Below are 12,404 nucleotides of genomic sequence, written 5' to 3' on the forward strand. Positions count from 1 at the left end.
GTGGGTCCCGCTTGCCGCTCCCCGCGCTCTCCCCCTGGTGGACATCGTCGATCCGGTGCCCCGACAACCGGCCGTACTCGGGGTAGCTGAGCACGTCGAAATACACGTTGCCGTCGGCCGCGTAGGCGTGGCCGGCGTCGATCAGGCGCTGCATCAGCTCGACCATCTGGGTGACGTGGCCCGTCGCGCGCGGCTCCACGGACGGCGGCAGCACTCCGAGCCGATCGTAGGCGTGCGCGAAGGCCCGCTCGTACGTCGTCTTCCACTCCCACCAGGGGCGGCCTGCCTCGGCGGCCTTGCGCAGAATCTTGTCGTCGATGTCTGTGACGTTTCTCACAAAGGCGACATCCAGGCCCTTCGCCATCAGCCAGCGCCGCAGCACGTCGAACGCGACGCCGCTGCGCACGTGGCCGATGTGGGGCTCGCCCTGGACCGTCGCGCCACAGAGGTACACCGAAGCCCGGCCGGGGATCAGCGGAACGAAATCCCGCACGGCCCGCGATTCGGTGTCGAACAAGCGCAAGGTCACGACCGGCAATCCTACCGGTCGTCGTCGCGCGGAAGGACGAGTGCCGTCGCGACGGCGGCGACGCCCTCGCCGCGCCCGGTCAGCCCGAGCCCGTCCGTCGTCGTCGCGGACACCGACACCGGCGCCCCGAGGACCTCGGACAGCACCTGCTGCGCCTCGTCGCGGCGGGGACCGATCTTCGGCCTGTTCCCGATCACCTGGACGGCCGCGTTCCCGATCGTGAAGCCCTGCAGGTCGAGCAGGCGCCGCACCTCGGCGAGCATCGACACCCCGCTCGCGCCGTGCATCTCCGGGCGGCCGGTACCGAAGACCGAACCGAGGTCGCCGAGACCGGCCGCGGAGAGCAGGGCGTCGCACAGCGCGTGCGCCGCGACGTCCCCGTCCGAATGCCCTGCGCACCCGTCGGCATCCTCGAACAGCAACCCGGCCAGCCGGCACGGCCGTCCGGGTTCGATCGGATGGACATCGGTACCGATCCCGACGCGCACTCAGCTCTCCTGTCCGACGGGGGTCCCGGCCGCGAGCACGGCGCGGGCCAGGACCAGATCGAGCGGTGTGGTGATCTTGAAGGCGAGCGGTTCGCCCGGAACGGTGTACACGCTCTCGCCGAGACGCTCGACGAGGCCCGCGTCGTCCGTGGCGTCGCCGGCGCCGGCGTTGGCTCGGCGCAACAGGTCGGCGGCGAATCCCTGCGGCGTCTGCACCGCGCGGAGAGCGGACCGGTCGGGGGTGCCGGTGACCCGGCCCGCGCCGTCGACGCTCTTGACGGTGTCTGCCACCGGCAGCACCGGGATCACCGCGCGGCGACCGCCGCGCAGTTCCGCCACGATCCGGGCGAACAGCTCCGGTGGGGTCAGGGCGCGTGCGGCGTCGTGCACCAGGACGTGGGCGGCGTCCTCCGCGGCCGCCAGTCCGGCGCGCACCGAATCGGTGCGTTCCGCGCCGCCCGCCACCACTTGCACCTGCGGCGGCGCCGTGGCTGCGACGGACGTCACCAGGTCCGGCGGCACCACCACGACGACCCGGTCGACCACCGCCGAGGTCAGCATGGCCTCGACGGCCCGGTCCAGCATCGTGCGCCCGTCGAGTTCGACGAACGCCTTGGGCAGGGATTCGCCCAGGCGGACACCACGGCCGGCCGCCGGAATGATTCCGACGACCGGCCCGTTGCGATCGTTCATCTGCAGTTCTGCGGTGCGCGTGGCCGCTCAGGAGGCGGCGGCGAGCACCTCGTCGAGCAGGCTGTCGGCCTTGACGTCGTCCGTGCCTTCCGCGAGCGCGAGCTCGCCGACGAGGATCTGCCGGGCCTTGGCCAGCATTCGCTTCTCACCTGCGGACAAGCCGCGGTCCTGCTCCCGCCGCCACAGGTCGCGCACGACCTCGGCGACCTTGTTCACGTCTCCGGAGGCCAACTTCTCGAGGTTGGCCTTGTACCGCCGCGACCAGTTGGTCGGCTCTTCGGTGTGCGGTGCGCGCAGCACCTGGAAAACCTTGTCGAGGCCTTCTTGCCCGACCACGTCGCGAACACCGACGTATTCCGCATTATCCGCAGGTACCCGAACCGTCAGGTCGCCCTGGGCGACTTTCAGAACGAGATATTCCTTCTGCTCACCCTTGATGGTGCGAGTTTCGATAGCTTCGATCAGCGCCGCACCGTGATGGGGGTATACGACGGTATCTCCGACCTTGAAAATCATGTGTCCCGTGCCCCTTTCGATTCTTCGAGTTTAACACGTGCTCACATCCGGCTCCCATCAACGGCGCAGGTCAGGGGCACAGAGGCGCGCGCGTAGGACTTGACAGCCAACCGGTTCCGTGTATCCCGTGATATTCGACACGTCGCCCGGGGCGGCCCCCGGCGGCCCCGCCGAGTCGGTCCGGGCAGGACGAAAGCCACGACTTCCGCCCCCGGCGCAGACTCGGCGCTCTTCGACTACTACTCTGCCTAGTGGATTGCGAGCCTTACTCGAGTGGAGGACAACCCGTGACTGCTCTCAAAGCGCCGACTCGCCGAGTCGCGACCGCTCTCGCCCTGGCCGCGGGTGCGGCGCTCACGCTGTCCGCCTGCGGCGCCGGCCAGATCAGCCAGACCGCCACCCAGGTGGCAGCGGTCAACGGCAACAGCGCCGAACTCGGGGACATCGCGCTGCGCAACGTGCACGTGATCTACCCGGACTCCGAGGAGTACAGCCTCGAACCCGGAGGCAAGGCCGCACTCGGCTTCACCGTGGTGAACCTGAGCGAGACCACTCCCGACGAGCTGACGCGTATCACCACCGACTTCGCGTCGTCGACCACCGGCGTGTCCGGTCTGCGCATCGAGCCGCAGGCGTCGATCTCGGCCGGCCTGACCGGCGAGACCCTCGCCGAGGACGCGACCGCCGAGGCCGCAACCGACGAGTCCCCGCGTCCCGCCGAGGCCGCGGAGTCCTCCGATACCCCGTCCGTCGCCCAGGTCGAGCTCACCGGCCTGAAGGAGGGCGTGCGCCCGGGCCTGACCATTCCGGTCACGTTCACCTTCGCCGAGGCCGGCGACGTCACCATGCAGGTCCCGGTCGACGCAGGCACGGACGTCGAGCGCAACGTTTCCGAGAAGTCGCCGGTCGAGGGCGACGGCCACTGACCGGCACCCCGACGCATCCCGGGGCCCGGCCCGAGCACTCCGCTCGGTCCGGGCCCCGTTCTCGTGTCGGCCCCCGGTCCTAGGCTGACGCGGTGGCAAAGACGAAGTCGATCTACCGGTGCACCGACTGCGGGCACACCGTCGCGAAGTGGGTGGGCCGCTGCCCCGACTGCGGGACGTGGGGTTCGATGGACGAGGCACCGGCGTTGCCCGCCGCGGTGGCGGCGCGGCCCGGCACCTCGCTCGCCCGCGCCGGGGCCGCCGCACTGCTCCCGACCACCCCCGCCACACCGCTGACCCTCGTCGACAGCAGGACCACCCACGCGAAGCCCACCGGCATCGAGGAACTCGACCGAGTGCTCGGCGGGGGCGTCGTTCCCGGCTCGGTGGTACTGCTCGCCGGGGAACCCGGCGTCGGTAAGTCCACACTTCTGCTCGAGGTGGTCCATCGCTGGGCGCAGCGCGGCAGCGACGACCGGGCCCTCTACGTCACCGGGGAGGAATCCGCGGGCCAGGTGCGCCTGCGCGCCGACCGCACCGGTTCGGTGCACGAACGCGTCTTCCTCGCCGCCGAGTCGGACCTGGCGACCGTCTTCGGTCACATCGAGCAGGTGAAACCGACCCTCCTCGTCGTCGACTCCGTGCAGACGATGCTCGCCGCCGACGTCGACGGCGTGTCCGGCGGCGTCACCCAGGTCCGGGCGGTGACCAGCGCGCTGACCTCGCTCGCGAAAGCCAGCGGTGTCCCGGTGCTGCTCATCGGGCACGTCACCAAGGACGGTGCGGTGGCGGGGCCGCGCTCGCTCGAGCACCTGGTCGACGTGGTTCTGCACTTCGAGGGCGACAAGCACTCCACCCTGCGCATGGTGCGGGGTGTGAAGAACCGCTTCGGCGCCGCCGACGAGGTGGGCTGTTTCGAACTGACCGAGGGCGGCATCGTGGGCGTCAGCGATCCGTCGGGACTGTTCCTGCACCACCGGACCGAGGAGGTGGCGGGGACCGCCGTGACCGTCACCATGGACGGTAAACGGCCCCTGCTCGGCGAACTGCAGGCCCTGGTCGTGCCGACGCAGAACCCTGCACCCCGGCGTGCCGTCAGCGGTCTGGATGCGGCACGGGTCGCGATGGTGCTGGCCGTCCTCGAGCGGCGATGCCGGCTGCCGCTGGGCAAGTGCGACGTCTACGCCTCGACCGTCGGCGGCATGCGCATCACCGATCCGGCGGCGGACCTGGCGCTGGCCTTGGCGGTCGCGTCGGCTGCGCGCGAGCGCCCCCTGCCGCCGGGCACGGTGCTGCTCGGCGAGGTCGGCCTCGCCGGCGAGGTCCGCCGGGTCACCGGAGCCGGCCGCCGCATCGCAGAGGCGAGCCGGCTCGGTTTCGGCCGCGCGATCGTGCCGCACGAACTCGCGCAGCCGGGGCGGCGGACGTCGCGGCCCCCGGGCTCCGACGGCGGTCCGATCGAGGTCGGCAACGTCGGTCAGGCCCTGGCCGCGCTGGGACTGTAGTCCTGTCGGAGCCGGATGCGAACATGTGTTCGTGTCCGGTCTCGCGACCATCCTGCATGCCGACCTCGACTCGTTCTACGCCTCGGTCGAACAACGCGACGACCCGCGCCTGCGCGGCCGTCCCGTGATCGTGGGCGGGGGCGGCGTCGTTCTCGCCGCCAGCTACGAGGCGAAAGCCTTCGGCGTCGCGACGGCGATGTCCGGGCGCGGCGCCCGCGCCCTGTGCCCGGCGGCGATCGTCGTTCCTCCCCGCATGCACGCGTACACGCGGGCCAGCCGCGCCGTGTTCGCGGTGTTCGAGCAGACCACGCCACTCGTCGAGGCGCTCTCCATCGACGAAGCCTTCCTCGACGTCGCCGGCCTGTGGCGGATCGACGGCACCCCGGGGGACATCGCCGCCCGGCTGCGGCGCGACGTCGCCGAACAGGTCGGGTTGCCGATCACGGTGGGGGTGGCCCGGACCAAGTTCCTCGCCAAGGTCGCGAGCGGCGTCGCGAAGCCGGACGGGCTGCTGGTGGTGCCACCCGACCGGGAACTCGAGTTCCTGCGTCCGTTACCGGTCGAACGGCTGTGGGGCGTCGGCAGGGTGACCGCCGCGACGCTGCACGCGCACGGCCTCCACCGCGTGGCCGACCTCGCGCGGGAGAGCGAGGTCGAACTCGTCGCGCTGCTCGGCAGGTCGGTGGGACGCCATCTGCATGCGCTGGCGCACGGACACGATCCGCGGCCCGTCCGGCCCCACCGTCGGCGCCGGTCCGTGGGGGCGCAGCACGCCCTCGGCCGGCCCCGCAGCGCCGCCGGACACGATCCCGGGTTGGTCGACGCGACCCTGCGGATGCTGGTGGAACGGGTCACCGGCCGCATGCGTGCGGCCGGGCGTGCCGGCCGCACCGTGGTGCTGCGCCTGCGCTTCGCCGACTACTCCCGGGCGACGCGATCGCACACGCTGCGCGCACCCACGGCCCGCACGGACGTCGTCCTCGGCGCCGCGCGGGAACTGCTCGGCCTCGCGCAGCCACTGGTCTCGGACCGGGGGCTGACCCTGATCGGGGTGGCCGTGTCGAATCTCGACTCCGCGGGCACCGAACAGCTCGAGCTGCCGTTCGACGAACCGGCCCGCGACGGCGCGGCAGCCGGTCACCCGGCCCTCGACCGTCACGCACTGGACGCCGTGCTCGACGATGTGCACGGCCGGTTCGGCACGCGCGCGCTCACCTCGGCCTCGGTGCTCGGCCGGCGGCCGCACCCGGCCGTGCCCCTCCTCCCGGAGTGACCCGGTGTCAGACGGACCGGTGTCAGACGGACTCGGTGTCGGACGGACCCGGTGTCAGACGGACGAGGTGCCGTGCGGCGACACGGGGACCCCGTCGACGAAGTCCTTCGCCCTGTCGAAGTGCTGCGCACCGACGGTGAGGAACAACCCGCGCGACGTCGCGACGACGACATCCGGATCGGCGAACGGTCCCTCGACGATGCGGGCCTCCGCGCTGGTGTAGACCTTGCGGCGCACGGTGCCGTCGATCCGCGCGCGCAGTTCCAGCACCGACCCGAGCGGGATGGGCGCGGCGAAGTCGATCTGCAGGTGGCCGGTGACGACGGGCCGGCGCAGCACCATGCACGCCATGCCCTGCGCCTCGTCGAACGCCGTCGTCAGGATCCCGCCGTGGATGAAACCGGGACCGCCCTGGTAGCGGTTCGCGACGTCGAGCATGCCGGTGACCTCGAGGCCCTCCCCGAAGGTGAACTGCATCGCCATTCCCGCGGGCTGGTCGTCCCCGCAGCCGAAGCACTTGCTCCAATGAGACGGAATCGGTGCGCCCGCCCCGGGATGGTCGTCGGGAAGCTCGGGAAGGGCGAGGTCGTCGGGCAGGGTCCAGGTACCGCTCATGGGGAAGTAATCTAGTCGGCGGTTCGGTCGGCTCCACCGGGCGGACCGACACGAAGTGACGTTCGCCGCACCGGCCGGACACGGGAAGGAACCATCGATGACCGATGTGGCACCGTCCGTGACGCTGCGCGAGACCATCGCCCGGCTGGCACCCGGCACCGCCCTGCGCGACGGTCTCGAGCGCATCCTGCGCGGCCGCACCGGAGGCCTCATCGTTCTCGGTTTCGACGACGAGGTGGCGGCGCTGTGCGACGGCGGCTTCGAGCTGGACGTGGAGTTCGCTCCCACCCGGCTGCGTGAGCTGTCGAAGATGGACGGCGCGGTCGTGGTGTCCACCGACGGCAGCCGGATCGTGCGGGCCAACGTGCAGCTGGTACCCGATCACCGGATCCCGACCGTCGAATCGGGAACGCGGCACCGCGCCGCGGAGCGCACCGCGATCCAGACCGGCTACCCGGTGGTGTCGGTGAGCCAGTCGATGAGCATCGTGACCGTCTACGTCGACAGTCAGCGGCACGTGATCAACGATTCGGCGACCATTCTCTCGCGCGCCAACCAGGCCGTCGCGACGCTCGAGCGCTACAAGTCGCGGCTGGACGAGGTCACCCGGCAGCTGTCGGTGGTGGAGATCGAGGACTTCGTGACGCTGCGCGATGCGCTCACCGTCGCGCAGCGGCTCGAGATGGTGCGGCGCGTCTCGGTGGAGATCGAACAGGAGGTGCTCCAACTGGGCACCGACGGCCGCCAGCTGGCGCTGCAGCTCGAGGAGCTGGTGGGCGACAACGACCTGGCCCGCCAGCTGATCGTGCGGGACTATCTGGCCGGTTCGGAGGCCCCGCAACTCGTCGCGGTCGAGCAGACCCTGGCCGCGCTGGATCGGCTCACCGACGTCGACCTGCTGGATCTGACGACGTTGGCGCGCGTGTTCGGGTATCCGGGCACGATCGAGGCCCTGGACACCGCGACGAGTCCGCGTGGCTATCGCGTGCTGCATCGCGTGCCGCGGCTGCAGTCCTCGCAGATCCATCGGCTGGTGAGCTCGTTCGGGAGCTTGCAGGGCCTGCTCGCGGCAACGGCGGCGGACCTGCAGTCCGTGGAGGGGATCGGCGGGCTGTGGGCGCGCTCCATCCGCGAAGGCCTGTCGCGTCTGGCGGAGTCGTCGATCAACGGCCCGTACGACTGATCCGCGGCTCGCAGCGGCGCCGGTCGGGCGACGGATCAGGCGATGTTGAACGGCTCGGGGGTGCTGCGCAGGCCGCCGAGCTGGCCGACCACCGTGTACGCGCCGGCCGGAACCCGCTCCCGTGGCGCCTGGCATCCGGGCTCGGAGGTCGTTCCGGACCACTTCACCGCGAAGGCGGCCTGGTCGCCCGGAGCCAGCTTGCGCACATCGGCGGTCGACTCGGGGAAGCAGTCGGTATTCGACCACAAGCGCCGGCTGCCGTCGAGCGAGTACACCAGCACCTGCTGCAGACCCGCGCCGAGATCACGCTCGCACGCGGTCGTGCCGATGTTCGTGATGACGATCGTGAACTCGGGTTCCTCACCCACCTGGTAGTTGGGCCGGTCCGCGGTCACCCGCACGGCGAGCGCCTGGTCCGGGCACTGCCCGGCGGCGACGGCGGATGCGCTCGCCGCCGCGGAACTCGAGGACGCGGCGGATCCCGACGGCGTGCTCGACTGGGACGACCCCGACTGGGACGACCCCGACTGGGTGCCGCCGGAGGACCCGCCGGGCCCGGCCGCGGCGACACCGTCGGCCGTATCCTCGTCCGTCTCCTCCCCCGTGCTGCTGGTCGGGGTGCGGGTGGTGCTGGTCTCGGACGTCAGGACGCCGGCGGCCGCCGGATCCGGCTCCGGGTCGTCGCCCCCGCCGGTCAGGGACAGGACGAGCCACACGACGAGCGCGAGCACGACCACGCCGACACCCACGGCGAGCGCGCGTCGACGCCAGTAGATCTCGGGGGGCAGCGGCCCGTTCGGTTCAAGCACGTCTCCCACGGTATGTGCCACCGGCGAGGGGCCGCCGCACCGAAGTCGGCGTGTCGCGTCAGTCGACCGTCACACCGATGTCGCCGACGTGTCCCTGCAGCTGGACGTGTCCGTCGGAGAGCTTGTAGGTCACGCCCGCGATGGCGCACTGCCCGTTGGCGATGCGCTCGGCGATGATCTGGGACCGCTGACCGATCAGCTTCGCGGTCTCCACCACATGCCGGCCCTCGAGCTCGTCGACGGTGGACAGCCCGTCGTTGCGACCCATGAGGATCGACGGTGCGACCCGCTCGACGATGTCCCGGATGAACCCGGGAGGAATCCGACCCTCGTCGAGGGCGTCCAGGGTCGCCTTGACCGCGCCGCAGCTGTCGTGTCCGAGCACGATGATCAGCGGCACGTTCAGCACACCCACGGCGTACTCGATCGAACCGAGGACGGCGCTGTCGATCACGTGCCCCGCGGTGCGCACGACGAACATGTCACCGAGGCCCTGGTCGAAGATGATCTCGGCGGCCACCCGGGAGTCACCGCATCCGAAGAGCACGGCGATGGGGTGCTGCCCGTTGACCAGTTCGGCGCGACGGTCGATGCCCTGGCTGGGATGCAGCGGGGTACCACTGACGAAGCGCTGGTTACCCTCGGTCAGGGCCTTCCAGGCGGAGATGGGGTTGGAGTTCGGCATACGGACATTATCCACCCTGGCCTGTGACGCGCCCCGCACGGCCGGGTTACCGCGAGGTCACATCGGTCCGACATTCCGACAGGAGGACGTGAGAGATGCCGGTCGACGCGACCGCCCTGCTGCGGTGGTACGCCGCCGAGGCGAGGGATCTGCCGTGGCGCGAGGACGGGGTGACCGGCTGGCAGATCCTGATGAGTGAGGTGATGCTGCAGCAGACCCCGGTGGTCCGGGTGGCCCCGATCTGGCTGGAGTGGGTGCAGCGCTGGCCGGTGCCGTCGGCGATGGCCGCGTCGAGCCGGGCCGACGTGCTGCGCGCGTGGGGCAAGCTCGGATATCCGCGACGGGCCCTGCGGCTGCACGAGTGCGCCGCCGTCCTGGCCGCCGAGCACGGCGACGAGGTGCCGGCGGACGTGGACGTGCTGCTGACCCTGCCCGGCATCGGCGCCTACACGGCGCGTGCCGTCGCCTGTTTCGCGTACGGCCGGCGGGTCCCGGTGGTGGACACGAACGTCCGCCGGGTCGTCGCACGCGCGGTGCACGGCGCGGCCGAGCCCGGCAATCCCTCGACGACGCGGGACCTGGCCGACGTCGAGGCGCTGCTGCCGCGCACCCGCGAGCGGGCGGCGACGTTCTCCGCAGCCCTGATGGAACTCGGCGCGACGATCTGCACGGCCCGCTCACCCGACTGCGCCCGGTGTCCGCTCCCGCGGTGCGAGTGGGTGGAGGCCGGCCGGCCCGCCCACGACGGCCCGCAGCGACGGGTGCAGAAGTTCACGGGCACCGACCGTCAGGTGCGGGGCAAGCTCATGGCGGTGTTGCGCGAGAGCGACGTCCCCGTCGAGCGGCCGGTGCTGGACCGGGTGTGGCTCGCGGATCCGGGGCAGCGCGACCGGGCGCTGCACTCGCTGCTCGTGGACGGCCTGGTCGAGCAGACCGACGACGGGCGTTTCGCGCTCGCCGGCGAAGGCTGAGCCGCGCTCACTCGTCGAGCGTGTCGAGGAATCGCTCGACCTCGGCGCGGTACTCGCCGGGGCGCTCGTCGTGCACCAGGTGCCCCGCGCCCGGGACCCGGACGTACCGGGACCGGGGGTGCTCGGCGGCCATCCGCCGCATCTGCCCTTCGGGCGTGATGGTGAACTCGCCCTCGACGAGCAGGGCCGGCACCGAGATCGACCGCCACTGGTCCCAGAAGTGCCGGGAGCCCCACTCCTCGGAGATGTCCCTGAAGGTGCCCACCTCCCCGTGCAGGTACCAGCCGTCGGCGCGATGCTCGAAGGAATCGAGGAAGTACCGCCCGGCGACGTCGCCGAAGTAGCCGACGACCGCGTCCTCGTCCGGAAACGGCTGCGGCCACTGCGCGATCATCGCGGCCCAGTCCGCGGCGGTGCGGCCACGGAAGTCGGGGGCCATGTCCTCGACGACGAGGCCGGCCACCCGGTCGGGGTGCGCGGCGGCGAAGCACCACCCGTGCAGCGCGCCCATCGAGTGCCCGATCACCACCAGGGGTTCACCGATGTCGTCCACATGCGCAGCGAGGTCGGCGACGAACGCCTCGGTGGTGAGCCGGTCCGGGGCGGGACGCCCGTGGCCGGCGGCATCGAAGGTGTGGACGCGACCGTGGCTGCGCAGCCACGGCACGTGCCGTCGCCAGGTGCGGGAGCTGCCCATCAGGCCGTGCAGCAGCAGGATCGGCCGCCCGGAACCACCTTCGTCGTGCAACACAACCGCCAAGGTAGCGGAGTACGCTCGCCGCCATGGCAGTGGTGAAGATCAACGCAATCGAGGTCCCCGAGGGCGCCGGCCCGGAACTGGAGACGCGCTTCGCGCATCGGGCGCACACCGTGGAGAACTCCCCCGGATTCCTCGGATTCCAGCTCCTGCGTCCGGTGCAGGGCGAGTCGCGCTACTTCGTGGTGACCCAGTGGGAGTCGGAGGAGGCGTTCGCGGCCTGGCGGGACGGCCCGGCCCGGCAGGCGCACGCCGGTGAGGCGAAGCGACCGGTCGCATCGGGTGCGTCGTTGCTCGAGTTCGAGGTCGTACTCGACGTCAAAGCCACCGGCGAGGACGCCGCCCGGGACTGAGCGTGCCGACGTGAACGCACAGCGCTCGTTCAACTACCCGCACGTCGGCGCGACCCGCGGCGAGACGCCGGCGGGGTTCCGGCACGCGCACCTGACCTCCCGCCTCGGCTCGGGCGATGTCGCGTTCCGCACCGCCGTCGGGGCCCTCGAAAGCTGGAATATGCAGCGGCATGCGGGTTTTCGCGTCGATTCACACACCCCCGCCCCGCGGGCGGGACTGGAGGTACGGCTGGATCCCCCTTTCGGTCCGGTGCGCTGGGAGGCGTGGTGCCGGGTGGTCTACGTCGTCGACGAGCCGAACCGTCGCGGCTTCGCCTACGGCACGCTCGAGGGACACCCCATCAGCGGGGAAGAGGCGTTCGTGGTCGAGCGACGACCCGACGGCGTGGTGTTCGGGCACATCACTGCCGTCTCCCGGCCCGGTCGCTGGTTCACCCGCCTCGGTGCACCGGTCCTGCCGCTCGCTCAGCGGTGGATGATGGGCCGTTACCTCGACGCGCTCACCGGCGGCTGAAACAGCGCGAGTGCGCACCTCCCGGCGGTCGTCGCCGCGGGACGTGCGCACTCGCCGGGTCGTTCAGGATTCGAGCGCTGCGTCGAGCGTGATGTCCACCCCGGTCAGGGCCTTGCTGACCGGGCACCCCTCCTTGGCTCCCTGCGCCGCCTTCGCGAACCCGTCGGCGTCGAGACCGTCGACCTCGCCGCGGACCGTCAGCTTTATGCCGGTGAGCCGGAATCCGCCGTTCGGGTCCGGGCCGAGCGAGACGTCGGCCGTGACGTCGAGGCTCTGCGGCGTGCCGCCGGCCTCGGCGATGAGCGCGGAGAGCTGCATCGCGTAGCACGACGAGTGCGCCGCGGCGATGAGTTCCTCCGGGCTGGTGGTGCCGTCGGCGTCGTCCGCCGCCCGCTTGGGGAACGAGACATCGAACGTGGCGCGGCCGGAGCTGGTGAGTTCGACCTGGCCTGCGCCGTCCTGCAGGCCACCGTTCCAGGCTGTGCGAGAGGTACGTGTGGGCATCGATCGGTCCCTTTCGTCGTAGCGTGTCCTCTCCGCCGAACCTACGCCACGTGGCGCGGCGCGGCGCTGCTTCCGCACGGCGG

Annotated in this window: 16 protein-coding genes; 7 read left to right on the forward strand and 9 right to left on the reverse strand. The window is 71.5% G+C overall.

Annotated features, from left to right (window positions below; translation table 11 throughout):
- The 4 genes from OEY_RS0114505 to carD all read right to left on the reverse strand — a co-directional run.
- Positions 1 to 529 (reverse strand): class I tRNA ligase family protein (locus OEY_RS0114505; RefSeq protein WP_010594580.1); only part of this gene is annotated, 529 nt, incomplete at its 3' end.
- 11 nt (positions 530 to 540) lie between these two features.
- On the reverse strand, positions 541 to 1,017 hold the full coding sequence (gene ispF, locus OEY_RS0114510) for a 2-C-methyl-D-erythritol 2,4-cyclodiphosphate synthase (RefSeq protein ID WP_010594581.1): 477 nt from the start codon (positions 1,015 to 1,017) through the stop codon (positions 541 to 543).
- Entirely contained in the window at positions 1,018 to 1,710 is a 693-nt protein-coding gene (gene ispD / locus OEY_RS0114515) for a 2-C-methyl-D-erythritol 4-phosphate cytidylyltransferase (RefSeq protein ID WP_010594582.1), read from the reverse strand.
- 27 nt (positions 1,711 to 1,737) lie between these two features.
- Positions 1,738 to 2,226: an RNA polymerase-binding transcription factor CarD gene (carD, locus tag OEY_RS0114520; protein WP_003935974.1), complete on the reverse strand. Its 489-nt coding sequence runs from the start codon at positions 2,224 to 2,226 to the stop codon at positions 1,738 to 1,740.
- Between the two features lie 287 nt (positions 2,227 to 2,513).
- Here carD and OEY_RS0114525 point away from each other — a divergent pair, with 287 nt between their 5' ends.
- The 3 genes from OEY_RS0114525 (at position 2,514) to dinB (ending at position 5,930) form a co-directional block, all read left to right on the forward strand.
- Entirely contained in the window at positions 2,514 to 3,152 is a 639-nt protein-coding gene (locus OEY_RS0114525) for a hypothetical protein (protein WP_010594583.1), read from the forward strand.
- Between the two features lie 92 nt (positions 3,153 to 3,244).
- The gene (gene radA, locus OEY_RS0114530; protein ID WP_010594584.1) at positions 3,245 to 4,657 is read left to right on the forward strand and encodes a DNA repair protein RadA; all 1,413 of its coding nucleotides are present in this window, start codon (positions 3,245 to 3,247) and stop codon (positions 4,655 to 4,657) included.
- 25 nt (positions 4,658 to 4,682) lie between these two features.
- Positions 4,683 to 5,930 carry a DNA polymerase IV gene (dinB, locus tag OEY_RS0114535; RefSeq protein WP_010594585.1) on the forward strand — a complete coding sequence of 416 codons (1,248 nt, stop codon included), beginning with the start codon at positions 4,683 to 4,685 and terminating at the stop codon, positions 5,928 to 5,930.
- A 54-nt stretch (positions 5,931 to 5,984) separates the two neighbouring features.
- On the opposite strand, the gene OEY_RS0114540 is transcribed toward dinB, so the two are convergent.
- The gene (locus OEY_RS0114540; RefSeq protein WP_010594586.1) at positions 5,985 to 6,545 is read right to left on the reverse strand and encodes a PaaI family thioesterase; all 561 of its coding nucleotides are present in this window, start codon (positions 6,543 to 6,545) and stop codon (positions 5,985 to 5,987) included.
- A gap of 97 nt (positions 6,546 to 6,642) precedes the next feature.
- Here OEY_RS0114540 and disA point away from each other — a divergent pair, with 97 nt between their 5' ends.
- Positions 6,643 to 7,728: a DNA integrity scanning diadenylate cyclase DisA gene (gene disA / locus OEY_RS0114545; RefSeq protein WP_010594587.1), complete on the forward strand. Its 1,086-nt coding sequence runs from the start codon at positions 6,643 to 6,645 to the stop codon at positions 7,726 to 7,728.
- A 35-nt stretch (positions 7,729 to 7,763) separates the two neighbouring features.
- On the opposite strand, the gene OEY_RS0114550 is transcribed toward disA, so the two are convergent.
- Both OEY_RS0114550 and OEY_RS0114555 read right to left on the reverse strand, forming a co-directional pair.
- Positions 7,764 to 8,537 (reverse strand): hypothetical protein, encoded by a 774-nt coding sequence (locus OEY_RS0114550; protein WP_010594588.1) that lies wholly within the window; start codon positions 8,535 to 8,537, stop codon positions 7,764 to 7,766.
- Positions 8,538 to 8,595: 58 nt separating this feature from the next.
- Entirely contained in the window at positions 8,596 to 9,222 is a 627-nt protein-coding gene (locus OEY_RS0114555) for a carbonic anhydrase (protein ID WP_010594589.1), read from the reverse strand.
- A 95-nt stretch (positions 9,223 to 9,317) separates the two neighbouring features.
- Here OEY_RS0114555 and OEY_RS0114560 point away from each other — a divergent pair, with 95 nt between their 5' ends.
- Positions 9,318 to 10,193 (forward strand): A/G-specific adenine glycosylase, encoded by an 876-nt coding sequence (locus OEY_RS0114560; RefSeq protein WP_010594590.1) that lies wholly within the window; start codon positions 9,318 to 9,320, stop codon positions 10,191 to 10,193.
- Positions 10,194 to 10,200: 7 nt separating this feature from the next.
- Here the strand turns inward: OEY_RS0114560 and OEY_RS0114565 are convergent, their stop codons facing one another.
- Positions 10,201 to 10,944: an alpha/beta fold hydrolase gene (locus OEY_RS0114565; RefSeq protein WP_010594591.1), complete on the reverse strand. Its 744-nt coding sequence runs from the start codon at positions 10,942 to 10,944 to the stop codon at positions 10,201 to 10,203.
- 32 nt (positions 10,945 to 10,976) lie between these two features.
- Between OEY_RS0114565 and OEY_RS0114570 the strand changes: the two genes are divergently transcribed.
- On the forward strand, positions 10,977 to 11,303 hold the full coding sequence (locus OEY_RS0114570; RefSeq protein WP_010594592.1) for an antibiotic biosynthesis monooxygenase family protein: 327 nt from the start codon (positions 10,977 to 10,979) through the stop codon (positions 11,301 to 11,303).
- A gap of 10 nt (positions 11,304 to 11,313) precedes the next feature.
- Positions 11,314 to 11,817 (forward strand): DUF1990 family protein, encoded by a 504-nt coding sequence (locus OEY_RS0114575; protein ID WP_010594593.1) that lies wholly within the window; start codon positions 11,314 to 11,316, stop codon positions 11,815 to 11,817.
- Positions 11,818 to 11,880: 63 nt separating this feature from the next.
- Here the strand turns inward: OEY_RS0114575 and OEY_RS0114580 are convergent, their stop codons facing one another.
- On the reverse strand, positions 11,881 to 12,321 hold the full coding sequence (locus OEY_RS0114580; RefSeq protein WP_010594594.1) for an OsmC family protein: 441 nt from the start codon (positions 12,319 to 12,321) through the stop codon (positions 11,881 to 11,883).
- Between the last annotated feature and the right edge of the window lie 83 nt (positions 12,322 to 12,404).

Source organism: Rhodococcus sp. P14, from assembly GCF_000256505.1.
Classification (GTDB): Bacteria; Actinomycetota; Actinomycetes; order Mycobacteriales; family Mycobacteriaceae; genus Rhodococcus; species Rhodococcus ruber.

Bases quoted from the DNA above. Each gene is read 5' to 3' on its own strand.
- ispD (WP_010594582.1), bottom strand. From the start codon at position 1,710: ATGAACGATCGCAACGGGCCGGTCGTCGGAATCATTCCGGCGGCCGGC.
- carD (WP_003935974.1), bottom strand. From the start codon at position 2,226: ATGATTTTCAAGGTCGGAGATACCGTCGTATACCCCCATCACGGTGCG.
- OEY_RS0114540 (WP_010594586.1), bottom strand. From the start codon at position 6,545: ATGAGCGGTACCTGGACCCTGCCCGACGACCTCGCCCTTCCCGAGCTT.
- disA (WP_010594587.1), top strand. From the start codon at position 6,643: ATGACCGATGTGGCACCGTCCGTGACGCTGCGCGAGACCATCGCCCGG.
- OEY_RS0114555 (WP_010594589.1), bottom strand. From the start codon at position 9,222: ATGCCGAACTCCAACCCCATCTCCGCCTGGAAGGCCCTGACCGAGGGT.
- OEY_RS0114560 (WP_010594590.1), top strand. From the start codon at position 9,318: ATGCCGGTCGACGCGACCGCCCTGCTGCGGTGGTACGCCGCCGAGGCG.
- OEY_RS0114570 (WP_010594592.1), top strand. From the start codon at position 10,977: ATGGCAGTGGTGAAGATCAACGCAATCGAGGTCCCCGAGGGCGCCGGC.
- OEY_RS0114580 (WP_010594594.1), bottom strand. From the start codon at position 12,321: ATGCCCACACGTACCTCTCGCACAGCCTGGAACGGTGGCCTGCAGGAC.